Origin of the sequence: Brevundimonas nasdae, from assembly GCF_016654005.1 — a bacterium.
GTDB classification, from domain to species: domain Bacteria; phylum Pseudomonadota; class Alphaproteobacteria; order Caulobacterales; family Caulobacteraceae; genus Brevundimonas; species Brevundimonas nasdae.
Window position 1 is genome coordinate 295,945 of the sequence record NZ_JAEPWN010000003.1, and the last position, 24,434, is coordinate 320,378.

General features: G+C 66.7%; 29 protein-coding genes. 15 read left to right on the forward strand and 14 right to left on the reverse strand.

Features of this window, described 5'->3' with window-relative positions; genetic code table 11:
* Positions 1-36 precede the first annotated feature (36 nt).
* Positions 37-1,863, forward strand: a complete 1,827-nt coding sequence (locus JKF87_RS07075; RefSeq protein WP_201098727.1) for a TonB-dependent receptor plug domain-containing protein — start codon at positions 37-39, stop codon at positions 1,861-1,863.
* On the opposite strand, the gene JKF87_RS07080 is transcribed toward JKF87_RS07075, so the two are convergent.
* A complete protein-coding gene (locus tag JKF87_RS07080) occupies positions 1,847-2,704 on the reverse strand; it encodes an aldo/keto reductase (protein WP_307417616.1) in 858 nt (285 codons plus the stop codon). The genes JKF87_RS07075 and JKF87_RS07080 overlap by 17 nt on opposite strands.
* Between JKF87_RS07080 and JKF87_RS18575 the strand changes: the two genes are divergently transcribed.
* On the forward strand, positions 2,637-2,780 hold the full coding sequence (locus JKF87_RS18575; RefSeq protein ID WP_244999768.1) for a hypothetical protein: 144 nt from the start codon (positions 2,637-2,639) through the stop codon (positions 2,778-2,780). The two genes, JKF87_RS07080 and JKF87_RS18575, sit on opposite strands and share 68 nt — an antisense overlap.
* A gap of 68 nt (positions 2,781-2,848) precedes the next feature.
* Here JKF87_RS18575 and maiA read toward each other — a convergent pair whose 3' ends face one another.
* Positions 2,849-3,484 carry a maleylacetoacetate isomerase gene (gene maiA / locus JKF87_RS07085; protein WP_201098731.1) on the reverse strand — a complete coding sequence of 212 codons (636 nt, stop codon included), beginning with the start codon at positions 3,482-3,484 and terminating at the stop codon, positions 2,849-2,851.
* A complete protein-coding gene (locus JKF87_RS07090; RefSeq protein ID WP_201098733.1) occupies positions 3,484-4,137 on the reverse strand; it encodes a fumarylacetoacetate hydrolase family protein in 654 nt (217 codons plus the stop codon). Before JKF87_RS07090 ends, maiA begins: the two co-directional genes overlap by 1 nt.
* A 138-nt stretch (positions 4,138-4,275) precedes the next feature.
* Between JKF87_RS07090 and JKF87_RS07095 the strand changes: the two genes are divergently transcribed.
* The 3 genes from JKF87_RS07095 to JKF87_RS07105 all read left to right on the forward strand — a co-directional run bounded on the left by JKF87_RS07095 (position 4,276) and on the right by JKF87_RS07105 (position 5,320).
* Positions 4,276-4,620, forward strand: a complete 345-nt coding sequence (locus JKF87_RS07095) for a DUF883 family protein (protein WP_201098735.1) — start codon at positions 4,276-4,278, stop codon at positions 4,618-4,620.
* Positions 4,620-5,030 carry a hypothetical protein gene (locus tag JKF87_RS07100; protein WP_201098737.1) on the forward strand — a complete coding sequence of 137 codons (411 nt, stop codon included), beginning with the start codon at positions 4,620-4,622 and terminating at the stop codon, positions 5,028-5,030. Before JKF87_RS07095 ends, JKF87_RS07100 begins: the two co-directional genes overlap by 1 nt.
* Before the next feature lie 113 nt (positions 5,031-5,143).
* Entirely contained in the window at positions 5,144-5,320 is a 177-nt protein-coding gene (locus JKF87_RS07105; RefSeq protein WP_201098739.1) for a DUF1328 domain-containing protein, read from the forward strand.
* An 87-nt stretch (positions 5,321-5,407) separates the two neighbouring features.
* Here the strand turns inward: JKF87_RS07105 and JKF87_RS07110 are convergent, their stop codons facing one another.
* A complete protein-coding gene (locus JKF87_RS07110) occupies positions 5,408-6,259 on the reverse strand; it encodes a metallophosphoesterase family protein (RefSeq protein WP_201098741.1) in 852 nt (283 codons plus the stop codon).
* Positions 6,259-7,200: a diacylglycerol/lipid kinase family protein gene (locus JKF87_RS07115; RefSeq protein ID WP_201098749.1), complete on the reverse strand. Its 942-nt coding sequence runs from the start codon at positions 7,198-7,200 to the stop codon at positions 6,259-6,261. The genes JKF87_RS07110 and JKF87_RS07115 overlap by 1 nt, the downstream gene beginning before the upstream one ends.
* Before the next feature lie 247 nt (positions 7,201-7,447).
* On the opposite strand from JKF87_RS07115, the gene JKF87_RS07120 reads away from it, so the two are divergent.
* From JKF87_RS07120 to rplS, 6 genes are all read left to right on the forward strand, one after another.
* On the forward strand, positions 7,448-7,801 hold the full coding sequence (locus tag JKF87_RS07120; RefSeq protein ID WP_201098751.1) for a YMGG-like glycine zipper-containing protein: 354 nt from the start codon (positions 7,448-7,450) through the stop codon (positions 7,799-7,801).
* Positions 7,802-7,898: 97 nt separating this feature from the next.
* Positions 7,899-8,339, forward strand: a complete 441-nt coding sequence (locus JKF87_RS07125) for an OmpA family protein (RefSeq protein WP_201098753.1) — start codon at positions 7,899-7,901, stop codon at positions 8,337-8,339.
* 75 nt (positions 8,340-8,414) lie between these two features.
* Positions 8,415-10,610, forward strand: coding sequence for a protein-disulfide reductase DsbD family protein (locus JKF87_RS07130; RefSeq protein ID WP_236261176.1), 2,196 nt, complete (start codon positions 8,415-8,417; stop codon positions 10,608-10,610).
* A 30-nt stretch (positions 10,611-10,640) separates the two neighbouring features.
* Positions 10,641-11,294, forward strand: coding sequence for a thioredoxin family protein (locus JKF87_RS07135; RefSeq protein ID WP_201098755.1), 654 nt, complete (start codon positions 10,641-10,643; stop codon positions 11,292-11,294).
* 86 nt (positions 11,295-11,380) lie between these two features.
* A complete protein-coding gene (gene trmD, locus JKF87_RS07140; RefSeq protein WP_201098757.1) occupies positions 11,381-12,121 on the forward strand; it encodes a tRNA (guanosine(37)-N1)-methyltransferase TrmD in 741 nt (246 codons plus the stop codon).
* Between the two features lies 1 nt (position 12,122).
* A complete protein-coding gene (gene rplS / locus JKF87_RS07145; RefSeq protein WP_201098759.1) occupies positions 12,123-12,548 on the forward strand; it encodes a 50S ribosomal protein L19 in 426 nt (141 codons plus the stop codon).
* 75 nt (positions 12,549-12,623) lie between these two features.
* On the opposite strand, the gene JKF87_RS07150 is transcribed toward rplS, so the two are convergent.
* The 5 genes from JKF87_RS07150 to JKF87_RS07170 form a co-directional block, all read right to left on the reverse strand.
* A complete protein-coding gene (locus tag JKF87_RS07150; RefSeq protein ID WP_201098761.1) occupies positions 12,624-13,109 on the reverse strand; it encodes a PA2169 family four-helix-bundle protein in 486 nt (161 codons plus the stop codon).
* A gap of 96 nt (positions 13,110-13,205) precedes the next feature.
* Positions 13,206-14,003 carry a tryptophan 2,3-dioxygenase gene (locus JKF87_RS07155; RefSeq protein WP_201098763.1) on the reverse strand — a complete coding sequence of 266 codons (798 nt, stop codon included), beginning with the start codon at positions 14,001-14,003 and terminating at the stop codon, positions 13,206-13,208.
* A 42-nt stretch (positions 14,004-14,045) separates the two neighbouring features.
* Positions 14,046-14,594 (reverse strand): CHAP domain-containing protein, encoded by a 549-nt coding sequence (locus tag JKF87_RS07160; RefSeq protein WP_201098765.1) that lies wholly within the window; start codon positions 14,592-14,594, stop codon positions 14,046-14,048.
* Positions 14,595-14,642: 48 nt separating this feature from the next.
* Positions 14,643-15,770: an acyltransferase family protein gene (locus JKF87_RS07165; RefSeq protein ID WP_201098773.1), complete on the reverse strand. Its 1,128-nt coding sequence runs from the start codon at positions 15,768-15,770 to the stop codon at positions 14,643-14,645.
* A gap of 81 nt (positions 15,771-15,851) precedes the next feature.
* Positions 15,852-16,019 carry a hypothetical protein gene (locus JKF87_RS07170; protein ID WP_201098775.1) on the reverse strand — a complete coding sequence of 56 codons (168 nt, stop codon included), beginning with the start codon at positions 16,017-16,019 and terminating at the stop codon, positions 15,852-15,854.
* 96 nt (positions 16,020-16,115) lie between these two features.
* On the opposite strand from JKF87_RS07170, the gene JKF87_RS07175 reads away from it, so the two are divergent.
* A complete protein-coding gene (locus tag JKF87_RS07175; RefSeq protein ID WP_201098777.1) occupies positions 16,116-17,060 on the forward strand; it encodes a LysR substrate-binding domain-containing protein in 945 nt (314 codons plus the stop codon).
* Between the two features lie 65 nt (positions 17,061-17,125).
* Here the strand turns inward: JKF87_RS07175 and groL are convergent, their stop codons facing one another.
* Positions 17,126-18,772: a chaperonin GroEL gene (gene groL, locus JKF87_RS07180; RefSeq protein ID WP_201098785.1), complete on the reverse strand. Its 1,647-nt coding sequence runs from the start codon at positions 18,770-18,772 to the stop codon at positions 17,126-17,128.
* 52 nt (positions 18,773-18,824) lie between these two features.
* Positions 18,825-19,112, reverse strand: coding sequence for a co-chaperone GroES (groES, locus tag JKF87_RS07185; RefSeq protein WP_123288102.1), 288 nt, complete (start codon positions 19,110-19,112; stop codon positions 18,825-18,827).
* Positions 19,113-19,458: 346 nt separating this feature from the next.
* Here groES and JKF87_RS07190 point away from each other — a divergent pair, with 346 nt between their 5' ends.
* Positions 19,459-19,920 carry a hypothetical protein gene (locus JKF87_RS07190; RefSeq protein ID WP_244999526.1) on the forward strand — a complete coding sequence of 154 codons (462 nt, stop codon included), beginning with the start codon at positions 19,459-19,461 and terminating at the stop codon, positions 19,918-19,920.
* A 58-nt stretch (positions 19,921-19,978) separates the two neighbouring features.
* Here JKF87_RS07190 and pgi read toward each other — a convergent pair whose 3' ends face one another.
* On the reverse strand, positions 19,979-21,598 hold the full coding sequence (gene pgi / locus JKF87_RS07195; RefSeq protein ID WP_201098787.1) for a glucose-6-phosphate isomerase: 1,620 nt from the start codon (positions 21,596-21,598) through the stop codon (positions 19,979-19,981).
* A 100-nt stretch (positions 21,599-21,698) separates the two neighbouring features.
* Here pgi and JKF87_RS07200 point away from each other — a divergent pair, with 100 nt between their 5' ends.
* Positions 21,699-22,175, forward strand: a complete 477-nt coding sequence (locus JKF87_RS07200; protein ID WP_201098789.1) for a hypothetical protein — start codon at positions 21,699-21,701, stop codon at positions 22,173-22,175.
* Between the two features lie 48 nt (positions 22,176-22,223).
* Here JKF87_RS07200 and JKF87_RS07205 read toward each other — a convergent pair whose 3' ends face one another.
* Positions 22,224-24,059, reverse strand: coding sequence for a DUF885 domain-containing protein (locus JKF87_RS07205; protein WP_201098791.1), 1,836 nt, complete (start codon positions 24,057-24,059; stop codon positions 22,224-22,226).
* A gap of 172 nt (positions 24,060-24,231) precedes the next feature.
* On the opposite strand from JKF87_RS07205, the gene JKF87_RS07210 reads away from it, so the two are divergent.
* Positions 24,232-24,369 carry an entericidin A/B family lipoprotein gene (locus JKF87_RS07210; RefSeq protein WP_201098793.1) on the forward strand — a complete coding sequence of 46 codons (138 nt, stop codon included), beginning with the start codon at positions 24,232-24,234 and terminating at the stop codon, positions 24,367-24,369.
* The last annotated feature ends 65 nt before the right edge of the window (positions 24,370-24,434 follow it).

The window sequence follows — 24,434 nt, forward strand, 5'->3', positions numbered from 1 at the left end:
CGCGCATTCGCGGGGCCGCAACGGGGATTTCGCTCAATGAAGCGTTCCATTCTTCTCGCCTCGGCCGCGCTCTCGGTCGTCGCCATCGCCGCGCCCGCCATGGCCGAGGATGCGGTCCAGGTCAGCGACGTCGTCGTCACCGCCACCCGCCTGCCCGCCATCGTCGCCGACACGCCCGGCGCCCGCGTCATCGACAGCCAGACGATTGAACAACATGGCGCAGTCTTCGCCGCCGACATCCTGACGACCGTGCCAGGCCTGTCCATCGCCCGCACCGGCGCCTTCGGCGGCCTAACCCAGGTCCGCATGCGCGGCGCCGCGCCCGGCAAGACTCTGGTTCTGGTGGATGGGGCGCCCGTCAATGATCCGGCCGAGATCAATGGCGCCTTTGACTTCGGCAGTTTTGAACTGGCCGACATCGACCGCATCGAAGTGCTCAGCGGCCCGCAGTCGTCGCTGTGGGGGTCGGACGCCATCGGCGGCGTGATCTCCTTCACCACCCAGGAAGTCCAGGGCGTGCGCGCCGAGGCTGAAGCCGGCAGTTTCTCGACCGTGCGCGGCCGCCTGTCGGCGGGCGTCGCCAACGACAAATACGCATTCGGCGCCTATGTCTCGCGCTTTGAAACCGACGGCATCTCGGCCGCCGACGAGCGCGACGGCAACACCGAGCGCGACGGCCTTCGCAACACCACCGTCGGCGCCAAGGGTCGCTACGCCTTCAACGACACGACCAAGATCGACGGTTCTGTCCGCTGGGTGAAGAGCCATGTCGAGATAGACGGTTTCCCGGCCCCGAACTACAGCCTGGCCGATACGGACGACACGGCGGACAGCGAGCAGTGGTCCGGCTTTGCGCGGGTCACCACCCAGGCCTTTGGTCTGAAGCATCAGTTCAGCGTCTCGGCCTCGGACATCGAACGCACCACCTACAGCGGCGGCGCCGGTTCGACCTTCAGCGGCGACCGTCAGGTTTATCGCTGGCAGGCGGACGGCAAGACCCAGAACATCGCCTACGCCTTCGGCGCCGAACGGGAAGAATCCAAGGGCGACCTGTCCACGGGCCTGTCGCGGGACCTGGGCACGACCTCGGTCTTCGGCGTGGCGCAATATGATGCGGGCGCACTGAACCTGACGGGCGGCCTGCGTTACGACGACACCGACGATTTCGGCTCCAAGACCACGGGCCGGGTTTCGGCCGCCTATCACCTGAACGGCGGTTTCACCGTCTCGGGCGCCTATGGCACCGGCTTCAAGGCGCCGACTGTCGTCCAGGCCCTGTGCGACTGGTGCTATGCGCCCAAGCCCTGGCCGGAACTGAAGCCTGAAACCGCCGACAGCGTCGAGCTGGCGCTGGGCTGGGCTTCGCCGGATGGTCGTTTCGACGGTCGTGCGACGGTCTATCGCCTGAACATCGAAAACCAGATCTCCTACGTCGCGGGCCGCTACATCAACATCGCCAAGACCCGTTCTGACGGCGTTGAACTGGAGGGCAGCGCGCGTCTGGGCGCAGGCTTCGACCTGACCCTGGCCTATGCCTGGACCGACGCGACAGACCGCACGACGGGCGCGCGCCTGTTGCGCGTGCCGGAAAATACAGCCTCGGCGACGCTGGGCTGGACCGGCGAGCGTCTGTCCGGCGCCCTGACGGTGCGTGCAGAAGACGATCAGGATGACTCGGGCGGCTTCTCGACCGTGGTCCGCAAGGGCTTTGTCACGGGCAATCTGAACGCGGCCTATGTGTTGACGGACAACATCACCCTGACCGCGCGGATCGAGAACCTGACCGACAAACACTATCAGCAGGTGTTCGGTTACGGCGAGCCCGGTCGTTCGGGCTATGTCGGGATCAGGCTGCGCTACTGATTCGGGCGCGGGCGTCGGCGGTGAAACCCGCCGGCGCCTCCAGCGCCAGCGTCGACCAGTCCAGGTCGGGGCAGGGCGCGTGGGCGGCGGCCAGGATGGCGCGCAGTTCGGCGGCGGAGGCCACGCTGGCGACGATCTTGTCGACGGCCTTCAGAGACAGGGCGTAACCCAGGGCCGCCTGCATGGGGTCGCAGCGCTGTTCGGCCAGACGCCGACGCGTGCGCGACAGGGCCTGGGCGTGTTCGGCCAGCTCCGGCGGAAGATCATCCCCGCCCGCAAACAACAGGCCGCCTGCAAAGACGGACGACAGATGCACGGCCGCGCCGGCGTCCTTGACCGCGTCCAGCACATTCTCGCGAACGGCGCGCTGGTCCAGCAGATTGCAGGGCAGTTGCACGACATCCGCATTCAGCCGCCGCGCCAGCATGGCGGGCTGATCCTCAAGCGAGGCGCAGAAGCCGATGCTGCGATAAAGACCCCGGTCCTTCAGCTTCTGCAGGCGATCCCACAGGGCGCGGCCTTCTGCGCCGGCCAGGTCGGCGGCGTTGGACACCAGCAGCACCTCGCCGCGCGGCAGGCCCATCCGCTCCAGCGAACGGCGCGCGCGGGCCTCGATCCGGTCCAGACCTTCGCTCAGGGCCACGGTGCGGACGGTGACCTGGAAGGGCGAGGGGAAGGGCCAGGCCTGTCCCAGCAGGCGTTCGTTGTCGCCTTCAGGCCGGGTGGCGATCAGTTTGACGCCCGCGTCCGCCCCGGTCTGCAGCAGGAAACGCATGGCCTCCTCCCGCGCGCCGGACGGCGCGGTCATGAAGGCGGACGTCGCACGCGCAGGCTCGGTCACCACGGCGAGGGCCAGGCGATGGGTGGGCGAGGACGCCGAAGGTGTGGCGGGAGAATACGTCACCCTCGGACAATGACGCGGAATACTTAAGGGACGCTGAGCGAGACGTTACGCGATCCTTACTTATCCACCGCTGATATGCGCTCAGGCGTCGGCGTCGGGCTGGCGGTCCGGGTGGGCGGAAACAAAGGCGGGGTGGGCGTTCGCACGCTCCTCGACCGCCAGAAGAACCGGCCAGGGCGACAGATCGATGTTGAATCTGCGCGCCGAATACAGCTGCGGGATCAGATAACAATCGACCAGGCTCGGGGCGTCGCCGAAGCTCCAGCCGCGCCCGTGCTGCCTCACCAGCGTCTCCAGGGCGTCGAAGCCCGGCGCGATCCAGCGCGCGGCCCAGGCGTCGACGGCGTCCTGATCGGCGTTGAAATCGTGCCGCAGGGACTTCAGGACGCGCAGATTGTTCAGCGGGTGGATGTCGCAGCCGATCAGGGCGGCCATGGCGCGGACGATGGCGCGGTCGTTGGCGGTGTTCGGCAGCAGGGGCGGTTCGGGGTGCGTCTCCTCCAGCCACTCCAGAATGGCCGGGCTCTGGGTGATGACCAGATCGCCGTCCTGAAGAGCCGGAACCATGCCCTGGGGGTTCAGCGCCAGATAGTCAGCCTGTTTCTGCTCGCCCTTGCGCAGGTCATGGGCCGACAGTTCATAGTCCAGGCCCTTCAGCGCCAGACCGATGCGGACCCGGTAGCTGGCGCCGGAACGCCAATAGCCGTGCAGGATCATCAGACGATCTCGAAGTTGAGGGTTTCAAGGCCTGTGATGCTGACGACGACCTTGTCGCCCTTCACCACCGGGCCGACACCCGACGGAGTGCCGGTGAAGATCAGGTCGCCGGGCTCAAGCGCCCATAGTTTGCCCGCCGCCTCGACGATGCGGGCGGGGTTCAGGATCATGTCGTCCAGCGTGCCGGATTGTTTCGTCTCGCCGTTCACCGTCAGGGTGATGGCCCCCGCCGGATCGGGCAGGGCGCCCAGGGTTAGGGGGCCGCAGGGGGCCGACTGGTCGAAGCCCTTGGCCGCATCCCACGGGCGGCCCGCCTTCTTGGCCTCGGCCTGCAGGTCGCGACGCGTCAGGTCGCAGCCGACCGCCCAGCCGATGATCTGGCCGCCTTCGCCGATGGCGGCGACCAGTTCGGCCTCATAGTGCAGATTTCCGGTCGCGGTCGCATAGGCCGGGTTCGCGCCATCGGACACGACCGCGTCGCCGGGCTTGGAGAAGAAGAATGGCGTCTGTTTTTCCGGATCCGATCCCATCTCGCGCGCATGGGCGGCGTAGTTCTGACCCACACACAGGATGCGGCGAACGGGGAAGCGCCGTTCATCGCCGACGATAGGCAGGGACGGTGTCGGTTGGGGTGGAAACAGCCAGCTGGTCATGCGTTGTCTTCTAATGCGACGATTGGCGCCTGACGAGAGCCAGTCGCCTTGTTGCGTTGCGGGAACCTTGACCACGGTGTGGCGTTGGCAGTCGGGCTTCCCTATTCTATTGTAAAGCTTGAAATCGGAGCGCGCATCATGGCCACCACCAAGGCACGAGAAGACATCAAGAACGACCTGAAGACCCTCAAGGAGGATCTGAAGACCGGCGCGCGCGAGGAAACCCAGCGCCTGCGCGAGAAGGCAACAGAGGCGGAAGCCCGCCTGCGCGCCAAGAGCGACGAAGTTCGCGAACAGGCGCGTGGCTATTACGAGCAGGCCCGCGTGCAGGGTCGCGAATATTATGACGACGCCGCCGAGCGTCTGGACGAAGCCCAGCGTTACGTCGTTGAGCGCGTGCAGGAGCGCCCGCTTCAATCCACCGCCATCGCCCTGGGCATCGGCGTGGTGATCGGCCTGCTGCTCGCCGGCCGTCGTCGCTGATGTTCAAGGGCATCGTAAAGCGCCTTGTGGCGGTCAGTGTGGTCGCCGCCAGCCTGTTTCTGGCCGTGGTCTTCCTCGGGCTGGCAATCTTCTACGGGTTGAGCCTGGTGCTGACCCCGTTGGGTGCCGCAGCCGTCACCTTCGGACTGTTCGCGCTTGTGGCCCTGATCACATCCCTCGTCTTCCTGAAGGGCGATGGTCATGATGACGACGACGAGGAAGACGAGCCGGAAGGTCTGGTCGGCAAGCTGCTGCATATCGTCCGTGAGCGGCCGATTGTCGGAGCCGTCGGGGGACTGGGTGCAGCCTTCCTTCTGCTGCGTAATCCGGCGCTGGCCGCAATCGTTGCCAGCATGGTCGCGGACCGCAAGATCGACAACAGCGGCTATGGAAGACGCCGTCGCCGTTAAGGGCGATTCTGCGTCCTTCTTCGGAACGGCGTTGGCTCCGATACGTTGATGAAATGACTGATGACCGGCTTCGTAGTCGCCGTCGGCAACATTAACACAGGAGAGCTAACGCCATGCTTCGTTGGGCAATTATCTTCCTGGTCGTGGCCTTGGTCGCAGCCGTTCTCGGCTTCGGCGGCATCGCGAACTTCTCGTTCGAGATCGCCAAATTCATCGCTGTGATCGCCATCATCCTGTTCGTCATCGCCCTTGTGGCCGGCGGACTTCGTGGACGCGGTACCAAAATATAGCGGATCGCCGACAAGGCGAAAGACGAAGGGGCCGGAACGCAAGTTCCGGCCCCTTTCCTTTGCGACATCCCTGAAAATGACAGGTCGTCAGACGACCGCCTTCTCCAGTTCGCCGGGCACGTTCGGGTCGGGCGCGGTGGCCGCCTTTCGCGTGTCCTGGCGGCGCGGCAGGTGCCAGACCTGATGCGAATGATAGGCCGCGCCATCCCAGGCCAGGGCGGTGACGGTGATGGTCGTCGCATCCCAATCGACCTGGTTGAAGCCAGGCGGCGAACCGCGCTCACGATGGGACAGGGTTCCGCAACCCACCGCATAGGAGCAGTGGTCGGCCAGAGGGATCGGCATGGCGAAGGGCACATGGACATGGCCCGTCATGATCAGATCCACCCCCGCCTCGGCAAAAATCAGGGCCGCCTCGTCGCCGCGCTTGACGTCGCCCGTCATCGGGGTGCCGACCATTTCGATCAGCGGATGGTGGCAGGCCAGGATGCGCAGGGCCCCGATCGGCGCCTGACGCAGGGCCTCGGCCGCGCGCCGGGTCTGGTCCAGGTCGATGACGCCCTTTGACCAGTTGGGTCGCGCCTGAAAACCGCGCGCCGTGACCACGCCGCGCACCATCACTTCGTGTGAAGCGAACTGGCCGTCGTGTGCGGGAAACCCGGTCGCCGTCTCGAACGCCCGCCAGGGATGGAAGACGCGGGCGATGGCGTCCCAATAGGGCACGTCATGATTGCCGACGATGACGAAGCGCGGCTCGGGCATGGCGCGCATCCAGTCGCGCGCCGCCGCAAACTCTGCGGGATAACCCTTTTGCGTGATGTCGCCGGTGATCAGCACCAGATCATTGGGCGTGGCGTGGGCGTAGTCCAGGGCGGCGGCGCAGGCGCGCTTGTGTTCACATCCGAAATGAACGTCGGAGAACTGAAGGATGCGCCCCACTAGAGGCTGCCCTCAGCCGCCGGGGGCAGGGGGGCCAGCGCCTTGAAGGCTTTGGGAATGAAGCGGATCACGGCGTCTGATTTCAACAGGATCGGCTCGCCGTCAATAACGGCGGGAATCTTGGAGCGGGCCCGCACCTCGATCAGCTTGGCGGGCCGGGTCGAGACGGCGGGGTCATGACGCCAGTCGCTGAACAGGGCGGTGGCGGCCAGACGGAAGGCCTGGGACGTGTCCGACGGGTCCATGGCGGCGGCTTCCAGGCCGATGGGATCCTCCATCGCCTTGGAGATCATCGGGCTGATCAGGACCAAGGCCTCGGTGCGGCGCTTCTCGCCGCCGTCCAGCCTGAAGCGCAGACGACCGGAGAAGGCGCGCTTCAACGCCCGCCGCGCATATTGAACGGCCAGCTTGACCTTGCCGGTTCGAATGGCCTCGCGCGCAGGCGCCCATAGGGCCGGCGACCCAAGAATGGCGGCGCAATAGAAATATTCGCCCTGCACCTCGCCGCCCGAGACCGGCTGAGACGCGCCTTCCTCCAGCGCCAGCTTCAACGCCGCCTTCCAGTCAGCCGTGCCGTACAGGGCCTTGGGCAGCATGTTCATGGTGCCGCCGGGCAAGGGGGCGATCATCGGCCCATCCGGCTTGGCCTTGGTGGCGACGGAACGGGCGGTGCCGTCACCCGCCAGCACCAGAATGGCGTCCGGCTTGGCCGCGAAGGCGTCATCTATGGACTGCTCGAAGTTTGCGCCGTCCAGCGTCAGCACCGTGGCGTCCAGATCATAGTCGGCCAGGATCGCCTTGGCCTCATCGGCGGCCCGCGGCCCCACGCTGCCGGACAGGGGATTGACCAGCATCACCACACGCTTCAGGGCGACGTGTGGGCTCAGGGCGGGACGGTCGTCCGCGCGTGCGGCCGGATCAGGTGTCAGGGTGTCGCTCATGCGGGACGAACGTCTCTCCGAGATTGCCGTTCCGTCTAAGCTTGGCTTTTAGGACTGATTGTCGCAGCGAAGATTTCATGGCCGTCGCCCGCTTCGCGCGGCGCACCGTTTTTCGCGCAACCTCATGTCCGCCAGCGCATTTCATTAAAGATAGTACAGGCTTTTGAACTCGCCTCGTCAGGGAACCGGAGCCATAATCCAGCGTTCCCCCCTTCGGGGCGGACAAACGGGACAAGAGGATTCCACCATGAACAAGGCCATCATCGCGATTGCCGGCGCCGGTCTGCTGGCTTCGGCCTGCGCCAGCGACCCTTACGGCTATAACAACAGCGGCCCGAACCAGGCTGTCCGTCAGGGCGCCGTCGGTGCAGGCCTAGGCGCTGTCGCCGGCGCCATCATCGGCAACAACGTCGGCAGCGGCAATGCAGCGACGGGCGCCCTGCTCGGCGCAGCTGTCGGCGGCGCAGCGGGCGCCATCCGCGGCTCCAGCCAGGACCGCAACAACCAACAGCGCTACCGCGACAACCAAGGCCGCTACTACTACTGCTACGACAACCGTCAGGACGAGTGCTACTGGGATAACGGTCAGCGCCGCTATTGATCGGCCTGTCGATTTCGGCGCTCGCGTCGGAATGACATTCCAGGGGCGGCTCGTCGACGGCGGGCCGCCCTTTTTCATGCTGGGATAGGGAGTGGGGATGAATACGGGTTTCAAGGTGGTGATGCTGGCGGGCGTGGTCCTGGCGGCCTGTGCGCCGACGCCGAAAAGGACGACGCTGGTGGTGGGCGAGTCGAGCTGCGCGCCGATCAGTTTCGATGTCTATTTCGTGGAGAATCAGGCGCGGCTGACGGACGCGGCGACCACGGCGATAGACGCCGCCGCCAATCAGATCAGCAACTGCAGCGTCCGCAGCGTGAAAGTCGTGGGGCTGGCCGATAATGTCGGAGCGCCAGAAGCCAATCTGACCCTGTCGCAGCGGCGGGCGCGGGCGGCGGCCATGGCCCTGGTTTCGCGCGGCCTGCCGGCCCCGGCGTTTGACGTGACGGCGGCGGGGGATGCGGGAGCGGTGACGGCCGAGGGGCTGGACGAGCCGCTGCGCCGCCGGGCTTCGGTGGTGATCGACGCCCATCCGCGTTGACGCGACGCAGCGTCGCCATGGATCGCGAGCGCGTAAGGGCTTAAGGCTGGACGGGTAGCTGACCGGATATTTGTCTTGCGCCTGCCTGCCGTCCTCCTCGCCGCCCTTGCCCTGCTGTCTTTTGCCGTCGCAGCGCCCGAAAGGGCTGCGGCCCAGATCGTCAGCCGAACCGAAGCCCCCGCCGCCGCTGATGTCGCGCCGGGGCCAAAGAAGGCTGACAATATCGAGGCCGAGCTTGTGCCCCTGTCGAGCTGGGCCGCGCCCGGTTCGACGGTGGTGGTCGCGGTTCGTCAGCAGATCGCGCCCGGCTGGCACACCTACTGGCGCAATCCGGGTGATTCCGGCGGTCCGACGACCCTGGACTGGACCCTGCCCGAAGGGGTGAAGGCGGGCGCGATCACCTGGCCCCTGCCGGAACGCCAACGCCTGCTGAGCCTGATCAACTATGGCTATTCCGGCGAGGTCTATCTGCCGGTGACGATCGAGGTCCCGGCCTCGGCCCGGCCGGGAGCCAGCCTGCCGCTGATCGCCGACGCCCTGTTCCTCGTGTGCAGCGACCAGATGTGCGTGCCCGTGCCGATGCAACTGCGGCTGGACCTGCCGGTGCGCGAGGGAACGCCGCCGCTGGATGCGGAACACGGCGCGGCGGTTCAGGCGGTGCTGGAGGCGGCGCCGCGTCCCGCAGGCATAGACGCCGCCATTTCCCTGTCGAACGGCGTCCTGACCCTGAGCGCCACGGGCGGACCGCTGGCGGGCGCCAAGATCGGCCGCGCCCATTTCTTCCCGTTCGAAGGCGGGATCATCGACCATGCGGCCGACCAGACCGGCCAGCGCGGCGCCAACGGCCTGACCCTGTCGCTGGCCCAGGGCGGCGAGATCCGCGCCACAGGGCTGAAGGGCCCGATCTCGGGCGTTCTGGCCACCGACATCGGCGCCTGGGAGATCACCGCCAATCCCGGCCCTGCGCTGGCGGGGGCATCGGGGCAGGGCGCCCTGTCCGGCGAGGCGGGCGGCGGCAAGGCGTCGTCGGCCCTGGACGCCGCAGCCATAGTTCAGGCGGCCCTGTTCGCCCTGATCGGCGGGCTGATCCTGAACCTGATGCCCTGCGTCTTCCCCATTCTGGCGATGAAGGCCGCGTCCCTGGCCGCCACCGCCCATCAGGCCAGAGAGGCGCGCCGCGACGGCCTGCTGTTCGGCCTGGGCGTGCTGGTCACCTTCCTGATCCTGGCGGGGCTGCTGCTGGCCTTGCGTGCGGGCGGCGAGGCCGTCGGCTGGGGCTTCCAGCTGCAGTCGCCCGCCGTCATCGCGGGTCTGTCCCTGCTGATGCTGGCCGTGGGTCTGAACCTGTCCGGCGTCTTCCAGATCGGCGCGGGTCTGCAGGGTGCGGGTTCGGGGCGTCTGTCGCGACTGTCGGGCGGAGCGGGAGCCTTCTTCACGGGCGTGCTGGCCGTTGTGGTCGCGGCGCCCTGCACGGCGCCCTTCATGGCGGCGGCGCTGGGTGCGGCATTGCTGATGCCCTGGCCCGCCGCCCTGCTGGTCTTCTTGATGCTGGGTCTGGGTCTGGCCCTTCCCTATGTGGCGATCAGCTTCTCGCCCGGCCTGCTGCGGCGCTTCCCGCGTCCGGGGCCGTGGATGGACCGGCTCAAGGGCCTCTTGGCCTTCCCCATGTATGGGGCGGCCCTGTGGCTGGCCTGGGTGTTCTCGCGCCAGACCGGAGCCGATGGTCTGGGCCTGCTGCTGATCGCGGGCCTGACGGCGGCGCTGGGCCTGTGGCTGTTCGGCCTGACCCAGACCGAGCGGGCGCATGGCCGCAAAGGCCTGATCGCCGGTCTGGCCGCTGTCGTCGTCCTGGTCGCGACCCTGGGTCTGGCGGTTCTGGCGGGCGGCTCGCCGGTGGTGGACAGCGCCTCAAGCGAAGGCCGGGCCCTGTCAGCCCAGCCCTGGTCCGCCGAGGCGGTCGAGGCGGCGCAGGGGCAGGGGCGTCCGGTTCTGGTCAACTTCACCGCCGACTGGTGCGTGACCTGCAAGATCAATGAGCGCGCCGCCCTGTCTTCGCCACGCGTGGCCCAGGCGCTGGAGCAGGCCAACGCCGTCTATCTGGTGGGCGACTGGACCCGGCGCGACGACGCCATCACCCATGAGCTGGAGCGGCGCGGGCGCTCGGGCGTGCCGCTGTACCTGATGTATCCGGCGGGCGGCGGAGAGCCGCGCATATTGCCGCAGCTGCTGACGGAAGGCGTGGTGTTAGACTCCCTGAAGTCGGCGCGCTGACGCCGACCCTGAACATGGGGGAGTGTCTGAATGCTACGCCGTCTGTTTGTTGTCGCCGCCTCTGCGGCGTTGTTAGCCGCCTGCCAGCCGCAGGCCTCGGCGCCCGCCGCTGAAAACGCATCCGCACCGGCTGCGGCTCAAGAGGGGCTGGCCCCCGCCTTCACCCTGGTCGACGCCGACGGGGTTCAGCGTTCGCTGGCCGACTTCCGGGGCAAGACCGTGGTTCTGGAATGGACCAACGAGGGCTGTCCCTATGTCCAGAAACACTACACCGGCGCGATGCAGGCCCTGCAGCGCGAGGCCCAGGCCGACGGGGTGGTCTGGCTGACCATCGTCTCGTCGGCGCCGGGCACGCAAGGCTTTGTCGAGGGCGACACGGCCCGCGCCTACAAGGCCAAGCACCAGTCGGCCTATGCCCATCTGCTGCTGGACCCGACCGGCGAGGTCGGCAAACTGTATGGCGCCAAGACGACGCCGGACATGCGGGTGATCGACGCCCAGGGGCGCCTGGTCTTCGAAGGCGGCATCGACGACCGTCCGACCAGCAAGGTCGAGGATCTGGAAGGGGCGAACAACTTCGTCCGCGCCGTGCTGGAGGATGTGAAGGCCGAACGCCCGGTCCGCACCGCCTTCGCCCAGCCCTATGGCTGCGCGATCAAATACCCGGAGACGGTGACGGGGTAGGCCAAGTCTCTCCCTCCCCGCAGGGGGAGGGAGAGGTTTGTCGACAGAGTCGGATTTTTCCCACTTTGTGTGTATGAGCCGCCGCCATGCCCTTCACCGCGACCGTCCTGACCATGTTCCCCGACGCCTTTCCCGGCCCGCTCGGCGTGTCGCTGATCGGCACGGCCTGGCGCGAGAGGGGGCTGTGGGCGCTTGAAACGGTTGACATCCGCGCCTTTTCCACAGATACGCGCGGCTTCCTGGACGACACTCCTGCGGGTGGCGGGCCAGGTGCTGTGCTTAAGGCGGACGTTGTGGCTCGGGCGGTCGATAGCCTGTCGGGACCAAAGCGGCCGCTTTTGTACATGAGCGCCAGGGGCAGGCCCCTGACCCAGGCGCGCGTCAAGGAATGGGTCTCACCTGAAAAGGGTGGGGCCGACGGGATCGTCGTGCTGTGCGGCCGTTTCGAGGGGGTGGACCAGCGGGTGCTTGACGCACGCGGGTTCGAGGAGGTCTCGGTCGGAGACGCGGTTCTCGCCGGTGGCGAGGCGGCGGCTATGGTCGCGATCGAGGCGTGCGTAAGACTGATCCCCGGCGTGCTCGGCTCAGGCGACAGCCTGTCGTCGGAAAGCTTCGAGGATGGGCTTCTGGAACACCCGCAGTACACGCGGCCGCGGACGTTCGAGGGGCTGGATATTCCCGAAGTGCTGCTGTCGGGCGACCACAAGAAGGTCGACCAATGGCGTCAGGCGCAACGGGAGCTAACGACGCGAGAGAGACGTCCAGACCTCTGGGCGGCCCATCTCGCCAAATCACAGGTAAAGAGCGCAAAGCTCGAGGAGAAATAGAATGAATATCGTTCAGCAGATCGCTGCCGAAGAAAAAGCCCGCGTTCTGGGCGACCGCAAGATCCCGGACTTCCAGCCCGGCGACACCCTGCGCGTCAACGTGAAGATCAAGGAAGGCGAGCGCGAGCGCGTTCAGGCCTTCGAAGGCGTCTGCATCGCCCGTGACGGCGGCGGCGTGAACGAGACCTTCACGGTCCGCAAGATTTCGTTCGGCGAAGGCGTCGAGCGCAAGTTCCCCATCCTGTCGCCGAACGTCGAGTCGATCGAAGTGAAGCGCCGCGGCGTCGTGCGTCGCGCCAAGCTGTACTACCTGCGCGACCGTCGCGGTAAGTCGGCGCGCATCGCCGAGCGTCAGACGGTTCGTCCGGCCAAGGGCGCCGTCGTTCCGGTCACCGGATCGGCCGACAAGCCCAGCGAAGAAGCATAAATCCTGCTTCTGACGGAATAGACGAAGGCCCCGGCGATCACGCCGGGGCCTTTTTCTTTGGACGATGCGGATCCGCTAGTTCGGAAACAGCGGGTTGGAGGCGTCGCGCTGGCCCTCCAGGCTGTGTTTCAGCCCCTCCATCTGATCGTGCCCGGTCTTGATCGCGGCATAGGCGCGGCGAATGATCTCGCGCGTGGTGGCCGAGATGGCGCCGTCCTCCAGCGACTTCTCGAACTTGTCGGCGATGAAGTTCTCGCCGCTGTTGATCGAGCCGACGACGGAATCATCATTGCGCAGCAGGGCGTGTTTCACGTCCAGAAACGCACGGTGCGCCTTGGCCAGAATGGAGCCGGACGATTCCGGATCACCGCCCAGGCCGCGCACGGCGGCGGACAGGTCGTCGACCACCTTGGCGCGTTCAGCGCTGCGGCGTTCGAACAGGTCGCGATAATGGGCGTCCTGGGTTTCCCCGGCGGCTTCGCGATAACCGTCGGCGCTGTCCAGCGTGGTTTCGATCAGTCCGTTCAATACCTTGATGTCGTGGGCGTTGGGATTGCTCATCTCGTCGTCCTTCGGCGTTCAGCCTTCCGCAAATGCGGTCAAACGGCGAAATGGACAGAGGCGGCGAAGGTTGCCGCCCACGCCATCAAAACAAGGTCACAGCTTGGTGCGCAGCGACCAGAGTTCAGGGAAGCAGCGCTTGGTCAGGGTCGAGGCCAGATAGGCCGCCCCTTCCGTCCCGCCCGTCCCACGACGACGACCGATGATCCGCTCGACCGTGACTACATGCTTGTGCCGCCAGGTCAGCAGGGCGTCGTCCAGATCGACCAGCTTCTCGGCCAGCTGATACAGGGGCCACCAGCGTTCGGTGTCGCGATAAACCTCCAGCCAGGCCGCCTCGACCGCCTCTGACGGCTCATAGGGCTGGGTCACGTCGCGGTTCAGCACCGAGACGGGCACAGGCAGGCCCGCGATGGCCAGTTGGGCCAGGGCGTCGTCATACAGGCTGGACGCGGCGATGGCGGCCTTCAGAGCCTCATGGGCCTGGGGCCGGTCGACGTGGAACTTCAGGAAGCTGGAGTCCTTCAGGCCCAGCATGGCCTCGAACCGGCGGAACTGGTCGCTCTGGAAACCGGAGGACGAGCCGAGCGAACCCCGGAACCGCAGATAGTCCGACGGGGTCATGGTCGACAGGATGTCCCAGCTCTGGGTCATCACCGCCTGGATGCGCGACACCCGCGCCAGGCTCTTGTAGGCGGGCACCAGATCGCCGCTGCGCACCATGGTCTGGGCCAGGGCCACCTCGTGCAGAATCTGCTTGAGCCACAGCTCCTTGGTCTGGTGGATGACGACGAACAGCATCTCGTCGTGTTCGTCCGACAGCGGGTGCTGGGCCGAAAGCAGGTCGTCCAACGCCAGATAACCGGCGTAGGTGATGTCGCTGGATTGGGTCATGCCTAGCCTATCGCCCGCAAGGGGATGGCGCGCAAGTCGGGCTTAGTGCTGGCCCGGCGCCTGAGGCTGGGGTTGGGCGGTCGCATTGGCGGCGATCTGGCGGCCCGCGTCGAAGGCGTCGCGCGCGCCTTTGTAGATGAAGCCGTAGGTTGGATAGACGGTGGTGCCCAGGCCGTTGATCGGGTTGTACCAGACCTTGACCTGCGACCAGTCGTTGGCGGGCGAGACGTCGACGACGGTGACATTCTCCTCGACCTTGCCGCGGCTGCCGCCCCAGTTAGCGTGGGTCACGCGGACCACGCGGTCGGTCAGGATGTCGGAGACGACGGCGACGTGGCCCCGGCTCATGCGGCCCTCGGGGCGGAAGACCAGGACCGAGCCCGTTTCAGGCGCCTTGCCGGTGCGGAAGTTGGAGGTGGCCTGACGCCACCAGGTCCAGGCGTCGCCGAAGATGTTGATGCCCGAGAACATGCGCGCGAAGGTCACGCACTGCCAATACGGCTCGCTGGCGTTCGCGGCGGATGGGACGGCGCCCAGCGTGACGAAACCTAGGGTCGCTGCAACCGCAGCGGCTTTGAGCCGTTTAAACATGCTGTAACTGTATGCTGCCCGTCGTTGTGGCGGTTACACCACACCACGTCAGGATTGAAAAACCCTTTCCGGCGTATCGTCGTTGGATTTTTTCTGACTTGACGACTTTTTCCGCCGATCGGCCATCCCTCGCAAAGCCTTGCGGGCCGGGCGTTCGACCAGGTGATAGGACACCGCCGCCACGACCGGCAAAAGCGCCAGAATCGCCAACCACACAAAAATGTGAAGTTGCTTGTCCGGGGCGTCCGTCAGCTTGGCCGCGAGATTGATCGACAGCAGCTTCCACGGCACGCAGACCATATAGACCGAATAGCTGATCTCCCCCAGATAGACGGCGGGTCTGGACGCCAGCACCCCGGCCCGTTCGTTCGGCAGCGAAGCCAATGACAGGATCAGCGCGCCCGCGAACAGGACGGTGATCCCGTCCCACAGGCCCAGGGCGGCGCTCAGGATCATCAGGGCGAAGGAGGCCGCCGACGCCGTCCACGGCGCCTTCAGCGGGGCCTTACGGTAAACCAGGTACAGGGCGCAGCCCAGGGCGAAGCAAGGCACGATCCGCAGCGCGCCCCAGCGGAAGGTCGCCTCGGTCAGGGGGAAGCCCGCAACCTGTTCGAACACGAAATAGAGCACGGTCAGGAAGGCCGCCGCCCCCACGACCGCCGCCACCGGCTTGTCGCGCAGCCGCCAGAAGACAAAGGCGAACAGGGGGAAGCACAGATAGGCGAACCATTCCGCCGAAATCGACCAGGACGGATGGTTCCACCCCGCCACCGGCGCCAGCCCCCAGGCGTGCAGCATCAGCAGATTGGCCGGCAGCGCGGGCCAGCTCAGCACATTGCCGTCCACGCTCATGCCCGCGATCAGGGCCGCGGCGGCCAGAAGCCCCACCCCGATCAGGGTCGCCAGATGCAGCGGATAGACCCGCGCGATCCGCGCCCACAGGAAGCCGCGATACGAGAACTGCTTCTCGCCCGCCGCCTGCAGATAGACGTGGCTGAGAATGAAGCCGGACAGGACGAAGAACAGTTCGACCCCCAGATAGCCCTTGTCCACCAGGCCGGACCGCTCGGCGCCCGCCAGGTTTTCCCAGAAGGTGTAGATGGCCACCCAGATCGCCGCGCCGAAGCGCAGGGCTGTGATGGGGCGAAGATCAGCAGGTGTCTGGACGGGGGTCATGGTCTCACCTTGGCACGACAGCCTTTTCGAACCGTGAAGGCGCGCAAAGGTTGTGCCTGAGGCGAGCCCCCGGCCTTCAGATCAGCGGCGGACGGGACATTCGACCCGTCCGAGCCCCGCTTGCGACGCCTCCATGGGGATCGGCAAGGGGCGCATCCGGCGGCGCGGCTGGCGACGCTGGATCGTGCGGGCGATCAGGGCGATCTCGTCCACCCATCCCCACACGGGTTCCTTATGTGTGCGGTGCATTTCTTCCATGGCTTGATCTCCTTTCCTGTCGCCATATTGGGCTTGACGCGGAGGTCTGACAAACGAGACCATGGCGGCGACACATAAGGCCAGCCTATGTCAGACAGTCTTTCCCGCATTCCCCTGGACGCCCTGCGCGTGTTCGAGGCGGCGGCGCGCCTGCTCAGCTTCACCCGCGCCGCCGAGGCCCTGGGCATGACCCAGGCCGCCGTCAGCTGGCGCATCCGTGATCTGGAGGAGCGGCTGGGCCGCGCCCTGTTCGTGCGCGGCGCCCGTCAGGTGGCCCTGACGCCGGAGGGCGAACGGCTGGGCTCGGCGGCGACCGAGGCCATCAGCCTGCTGCGCCGCGCGGTGACGGAGGTCACCGACGCCGATCAGGGCGTGCTGGCCATCACCACGCTGCAGACCATGGCGACCCAGTGGCTGGCGACGCGGCTGGGCGGCTTCCAGCTGGCCAATCCCGATCTGGCGGTGCGGGTCGACACCAGCGCCACCCTGTCCACCCTGGGCGGCGACGGGCTGGATCTGGCGATCCGGTTCGGTTCAGGCCGCTGGCCGGGTCTGGAGAGCCGCTTTCTGATGCCGGGCGTCTTCACCCCGCTGTGCACCCCCGCCATGCGCGACCGGCTGAAGCTGACGCGGCCTGAAGACCTCAAACACGCCCATCTGATCGGCGAACCGACGGAATGGACCGCCTGGTTCGCCGCCGCCGGGGTCGCGCCCGCCGACACCGCCGCTCCGCCCCGCCTGACCGCCGACAATCAGGCGATGGAGGTCGCCGCCGCCATGGGCGATCAGGGCGTCGCCCTGGGGTCGCCCATTCTCTATGCGCGCGAAATCGAGCAGGGCCTTCTGGCGCGCCCCCTCACCCAGACCATCGCCCTGGCCGAGGGTTACTGGGTCTGCTACCCGCCCGGCCGCCGCCTTCAGCCCAAGATCGCCCGCTTCCGCGACTGGATTCTGGCCACCGCCCGCGACGACCCCCGCGTGGTCGAAGGCGCCCGTCTGGCCGGGCGTGAGATCGGTGAAGCGGGCGGCTGAACAAACAAAAAGGGCGGAGCCTTGCGGCCCCGCCCTTCTGCATTTCAGCAACGGTTGGCTTGGACTTAGAAGTCCATGCCGCCCATGCCGCCCATGCCGCCCATGTCGGGAGCAGCAGCGCCGCCGCCCTTCTTGGGTGCGTCAGCGACAGCGGCTTCCGTCGTGATCAGGATGCCGGCGACCGAAGCGGCGTCCTGCAGAGCCGTGCGGACGACCTTGGCGGGGTCGATGACGCCCATCTTGACCAGATCGCCGTATTCTTCGGTCTGGGCGTTGAAGCCGAACGAGGCTTCGTTGTTCTCCAGCACCTTGCCGACGACGATCGAACCTTCGACGCCTGCGTTTTCCGAGATCTGACGGATCGGAGCCTGCAGGGCGCGACGGATGATGGCGATGCCGGCGTTCTGGTCGGCGTTGTCGCCCTTGACGTCAGCCAGGATCTTCGACGCCTTCAGCAGCGCAATGCCGCCGCCGGGAACGATGCCTTCGTCAGCCGCGGCGCGCGTGGCGTTCAGGGCGTCGTCGACGCGATCCTTCTTTTCCTTCACTTCGACTTCGGTCGAACCGCCGACGCGGAGAACCGCGACGCCGCCGGCCAGCTTGGCCAGACGTTCCTGCAGCTTTTCCTTGTCGTAGTCGGACGTGGTGTCTTCGATCTGGCGCTTGATCTGGGCCACGCGGGCTTCGATCTCTTCCTTGCCGCCAACGCCTTCGACGATGGTGGTGTCTTCCTTGGTGATCGAGACCTTCTTGGCCTTGCCGAGCATGTCCAGCGTGACCGACTCAAGCTTGATGCCCAGGTCTTCCGAGATGACCTGGCCGCCCGTCAGGATGGCGATGTCTTCCAGCATGGCCTTGCGGCGGTCGCCGAAGCCCGGAGCCTTGACGGCGGCGACGCGCAGGCCGCCGCGCAGCTTGTTGACGACCAGGGTCGCCAGGGCTTCGCCTTCGATGTCCTCAGCGATGATCAGCAGCGGACGACCCGACTGCACCACGGCTTCCAGGATCGGCAGCATGGCCTGCAGCGAGGTCAGCTTCTTCTCGAACAGCAGGATGAGCGGCTCTTCGAGGACGGCCTCCATCTTGTCTGCGTTGGTGATGAAGTAGGGCGACAGGTAGCCGCGGTCGAACTGCATGCCTTCGACGACGTCGACGGTGGTGTCGGCGGTCTTGGCTTCTTCGACGGTGATCACGCCCTCGTTGCCGACCTTGGCCATCGCCTGAGCGATCAGCTCACCGATTTCCGAGTCGCCGTTGGCCGAGATGGTGCCGACCTGCGCGATTTCCGAGTTGTTGGAGACCGGCTTGGAGTTCGACTTGATCTCTTCCAGCACCAGGCCGACGGCCTTGTCGATGCCGCGCTTCAGGTCCATCGGGTTCATGCCGGCGGCGACGGCCTTCAGGCCCTCTTGCACGATGGCCTGAGCCAGGACGGTTGCGGTGGTGGTGCCGTCGCCCGCCTTGTCGTTCGTCTTCGAAGCGACTTCGCGGATCATCTGGGCGCCCATGTTCTCGAAGGCGTCTTCCAGCTCGATCTCTTTGGCGACCGAAACGCCGTCCTTGGTCGAGCGCGGGGCGCCGAAGGACTTCTGGATCACGACGTTGCGGCCCTTGGGACCCAGGGTCACCTTGACGGCGTTGGCCAGGACGTTGACGCCGCGCAGCATCTTGTCGCGCGCGTCGGTGTTGAACTGTACGATTTTAGCGGCCATGCGGGCTGCTCCTATCTAGGATTTTATTGAAGAAGGTCGTCGACGCGGGTGCTTAGGACAGCACGCCCAGAACGTCGGATTCCTTCATGATGATCAGGTCTTCGCCGTCGATCTTCACTTCCGTGCCCGACCACTTGCCGAACAGGATGCGGTCGCCAGCCTTCAGTTCCAGAGCATTGACCTTGCCGCTGTCGTCGCGGGCGCCCGGGCCGACGGAGACGACTTCGCCTTCCTGCGGCTTTTCCTTGGCGGTGTCGGGGATGATGATCCCGCCCTTGGTCTTGGATTCTTCTTCAACGCGCTTGACCAGCACGCGGTCGCCGAGCGGACGAAACGCCATCGGACTTCTCCCTGATGAAACCCCCGAAATCGGGGCGTTCTGAAACGGTGAGCGGCGCCCTCGCGATCGCCGTTTTGGCAGCCGACCGGCGAGAGTGCTAACGCATCGGGCAAGTAGGGGGGCGGTGTGGCGCCGTCAAGACGATGGCGGCAAACAAACCGCCGCACCCCGACGCCAGGGACGCGGATTTGATGCGCCCGCCGCGCCTGACACCCTTTCAGGCGATGAACTGAAGATGAACGTGCGCCTCAGCAGCACGTTCAGACGGCGCCCCTTAAAAGAAGATCAGACTATCGGTCATGAACAGCGTGTTCGACCGGTTCACCGTTTCAGAGGAGACAGCGCCGTGAAGACCATCAGCAAGATCGCCGCCACCGCCTTCGTTCCGCTCATGGCTGTCACCATCATGGCCGCCAGCCCCGCCGACGCCCAGAGCCGCTACCGCGACTATCGCGACAACGGCCATAACGGCCGCGACGACACAGGCCGCAACGCCCTGCTGGGCGCCGCCATCGGCGGCATCGCCGGGGCCATCTACGGCAATGGCGACGGCAGCTATGTCGCAGGCGGCGCCCTGGCCGGCGCGGCCCTGGGCGCCGTGGCCTCCAACCGCGGCTCCAACTGCGAATATTACCGCGGCGGCCAGTGCTACCGGAACCAGGGCCACTGGGAGCGTGAGCACGGCATCAACAGCCGCAACGGCGGCTACGACTACCGCTACGGCCCCGACCGCCGCGACTATCGCTACGACCGTCGGGACTATGGCCGCGATAACCGCCGCGACTACCGTTACGACCGCCGCTGGTAAGCGACGACAGGTCGAGAATGAAGAAAGGGCGCTCCGCAGGGAGCGCCCTTTTTCGTTGCTAGTTCATCAGACGGGTCATCAGGGCGGCGGTGGACGGGTCCAGATCGGCGGACGGGCCGCCTGCGTGGACGTCCTTCAGGATCGCCTTGGCCAGCACCTTGCCCAGTTCGACGCCCCACTGGTCGAAGCTGTTGATGTCCCAGATCAGCCCCTCGACGAAGGTCTTGTGCTCATAAAGCGCGATCAGGGCGCCCAGCGCCTGCGGCGTCAGTCGGTCCATGACGATGGCGGTCGAGGGGCGGTCGCCGGTGAAGGTGCGGTGGGTCGACAGCCGGGTCGCCTCTTCTTCCGACAAGCCCTGCGCCAGACCTTCGGCCTTGGCGGCCTCGGTCGTCTTGCCCACCATCAAGGCCTGGCCCTGAGCCAGGGCGTTGGACCAGAGCGGCGATTCAGAAGGCGATTCCGGCGCGTCCTCATGGGTGCGGGCCACGATCACGAACTCGGCGGGCACGACCTGAGGTCCCTGGTGGATCTGCTGGAAGAAGGCGTGCTGGCCGTTGGTGCCGGGTTCGCCGAACACCACCGGGCAGGTCTGGCGCGTGACGGGGGTGCCATCGCGATGCACCCGCTTGCCGTTCGATTCCATCTCCAGCTGCTGCAGGAAGGACGGCAGGCGGCGCAGCGCATGGGCGTAGGGCGCAACCGTCCGCGCCGGACGGTTCAGACCATCGACATTGAACACCTGGGCCAGGGCCAGCAGCACCGGCGCATTCTTCTCCAGCGGCGCCGAGGCGAAATGGTCGTCCATCGCCGACGCGCCGTCCAGCAGGCCCTGGAACACATCCCAGCCCAGGGCGATGGCGCAGCTCAGGCTGACCGCCGACCACAGCGAATACCGCCCGCCGACCCAGTCCCGGAACGCAAATGTGCGGCCGCAGCCGAACTGGGCCGCCTTGTCCGGCGCCGCCGTCACGCCGATGAAATGCCTGGTCATCCCGTCCGCAGGCAGGGCCGCCGCCAGCCAGGCCTTGGCCGCCTCGGCGTTGGCCAGGGTCTCCTGCGTGGTGAAGGTCTTGGACACCACCACCACCAGCGTCGTCTCGGGGTCCAGCCCGGTCAGGGCCTCGGCCATGTCGCGCGGGTCGATATTGGCCACGAATCTCAGGTCGATGGCCGGGTCCAGCGGGCGAAGCGCGTCCCAGATCACGCGCGGCCCCAGATCCGATCCGCCGATGCCCACATGGACGATGGCCTCAAACCGCTTGCCCGTGGCCCCGGCCTCAGCGCCCGCGCGCACAGCCTCGGCATAGGTTTTCATCTCGGCCCGCACGGCGTCCACTTCCGCCGACACCGGCTCGCCCAGAGCCTTGAAGTCCGCCCCGACCGGCGCGCGCAGGGCCGGATGCAGCACCGCGCGGCCTTCCGTCAGATTGACCGCCTCACCCGCGAACAGGGCCGCGCGCCGTCCCTCGACATCGCTGGCGCGCGCCAGATCGAGGCAGGCGTCGAACGCCTCACGCGTCCAGCTCTGTTTCGACAGGTCCAGATACAGGCCTGCCGCCTCGACCGACATTCGCGTCAGACGGTCGGGATCGGCGGCGAACTGATCGACAATGCGCGTGCGCGCCGTCTCGGCTGCGGTGCGGTCGAAGGTCGTCCAGGCGTCGGCGCGCGTCATCAGGCAGTCCTCTGGGGAGCGAAGAAGGTAAACTCTCGTTTACGGCTCAGGGTTACACCCGTTCAACGTCCTAGCCGACGATGAAACAGGAAGTCAGCCCATGTCCTGCGGCCTTGCTCTCACAATCGCCCTGGCGATGTCCAATCCTGCTGTGGCGCTTGCCGCCGAACAGCCCCCCGCAGCGGTCGGCGCGCCCGTCTCGGTGGCGGGCGAGCCGCTGTTCGCCGACATCATCGCCCGCTCCGGCGCGTTGAAGTCCGTCGTCGACGGCTGGTCCGCCTCCAAGGCCGCCGATGACGCCGTCTTCTTCACCAGCCAGGCCTTCACCGGCTTCAAGACCCAGGCCGACGCCTTGGCCGATCTGGACATGCAGGGCCACCTGATCCTGAAGGAGCGCGGCACCGACGGCGACCTGAAATGCATCCTGCGCGGCATCTCCGAGGACATTCCCAAGAAGATCGCCGCCGTCCAGGCCGCAGCCACCCCCGCCGAGCGCGCCGTGGCCCTGTCGGAGCTGTCCTATCTGCTGAACGACAACGTCGAAGTCATCACCGCCCCGCCGCAGCCGGAAGTCTGAGGCTCTAGTCGAAATGCCTCCCTCCCCCGAAAGGGAGGGAGAGGCCGTTCAGTTCGTCGGTGCGCCGCCGCCGGCTGCGATCCAGGCGTTGACCTGATCCTCCAGCACGTCCAGCGGCACGGAGCCGGAACCCAGCACAACGGCGTGGAAGTCCTTGATGTCGAAGCGGTCGCCCAGGGACGCACGGGCCTTGTCGCGCAGTTCCTCGATCTTCAGTTCGCCGATCTTGTAGCTGGTCGCCTGGCCGGGGTTGGTGATGTAGCGCTCGACTTCCTTGACGATGTCGCGCTCCGACAGCAGCGAGTTCTGGCGGAAATAATCGATCGCCTGTTCACGGCTCCAGCGTTTGGCGTGCAGGCCCGTGTCGGTCACCAGACGCACCGCTCGCCACAGCTCGGTCGAGAGACGGCCGAAGTCGGAATAGGGGTCCTGATAGAAGCCCATCTCCTTGCCCAGACGCTCTGCATAAAGTCCCCAACCCTCGGCGTATGCGCCGTATCCGCCGAAACGGCGGAAGCGCGGCAGGCCTTCGATCTCCTGGGCGTAGGCGATCTGGAAATGGTGGCCCGGCGCGCCCTCGTGATAGCTGATGCCCTCGATCTGGGGCTTCAGGACCTGGGTCATGTCCGACAGGTTCACGTAATAGATGCCGGGGCGCGAACCGTCAGGGGCGGGGGCGTTATAGAAGGCGATGGCCGCCGTCGCCTCGCGGAAGGGTTCAACCGCGCGGACCTCCAGCGCGGCCTTGGGCAGGGTCGAGAACCACTGCGGCGCCACGTCCATCACCTGGGCGATGAAGGCGCGGGCGTCGGTCAGATACTGCTCCTTGCCCTCCGGCGTGTTCGGATACTGGAAGCGCGGATCGGTCTTCAGGAAGACGAAGAAGTCCTGCAGCGAGCCGTTGAAGCCGATCTGGGCCTTGACCGCCTCCATCTCGCGCTGGATGCGGGCGACCTCCTGCAGGCCCGTCTGGTGGATCTGGTCGGCGGTCAGGTCGGTCGTGGTCGAGAGCTGGAGGCGGGCGTTGTAATAGGCCTCGCCGTCCGGCAGGCGCCAGACGCCGGCGTCGCTGTCGGCTTGGGGCTGAACCTCGGTCAGGGCGGTCAGGACCGTCTCGAACCCGCGCTTGTAGGAGCCGGTCAGGGCGGTGCGGGCCGAGGCCAGCAGCCGGTCCTTGGCCGCCTGGTCCGTGTCGAGGGCAGCGACCTTCTTCTGGAAGTCGGCCCAGACCGGGTTGTCGGGGCCGGTGTCGAACGGGGCGCCGGTGATGACGTTGCGGGTGCTGTCCAGCGAGGGCTGGAAGACGAACCGGGGCGAGACGACGCCGGCGGCGGCGCGCGTCTTCAGGGTGGCGGCGACCTGATCCATCTGGCGTTCGGCGTCGTTCAGACGGGCCACATAGGCCTCGGCGTCCGAGACGCTGGCGACGCGGTGATTATTGATCAGGAAGATCGGCAGGCTGGTCGTCGGATTGCCCATGGCCGTGAACTGGAAGCTCCAGTTGCGCCACTGGTTGGAGGTGCGCGCCTGTTCGACGCCGTATTCGAACATCCGCCACGACAGTTTCGCCTGCGGGCTGAGCTTGGCCGGATCGAACTGGGCCTTCATCTGGGCCAGTTGCGCCTCCTGCAGCGCCAGGGCCCGGTCGGCGGCGGCGTCGGAGACATCATCCAGCTTGTCGTAGTCGGTCTTCAGGCCCAGGGCGGTCATTGACTGGGGACTGAGGGCGATGCGGGCCTGGAAGGCCTGTTCGAAGAAGGCGTTCAGCCGGGCGTCCTCGCTCTGGGCCGCTGCGGCCGGAGCGACAGGCGTGGTCTGGGCCAAGGCCGGCGCACCGGACAGGACGGCCATGACGGCCACGGACGAAATCAGGAAACGACGCATCAACAACCCCTCAGAAGCGAAGCGGGCAGCTTCGACGCCATCGGCGCCCGGCGCAATGGCCTGCGCCGTTTCGGCCTTGCGGTGTTCCGTCGCTGTCCGCCGCCGAGGCCATGCAACCGGAAACCGCGATCGGCGTTTCGACAGCTTGACCATACAAGAAGGGGTTCTCTCCATGCGCAAGATCATCGCTCTGTCCGTCGTCGCCGCCGCCCTGGCCGTGTCGGCCTGCAACACCATTTCCGGCGTCGGACGCGATGTGGCGGCGGCGGGTTCGGCTGTCAGCTCGACCGCCGAGAGCGCCAAGAAATAGTCGAGGCGAGCCCTGCCGACCGGCCGATCCTGCGGGAACAGTCGTTCTCGGCGCCGTCATCTGAC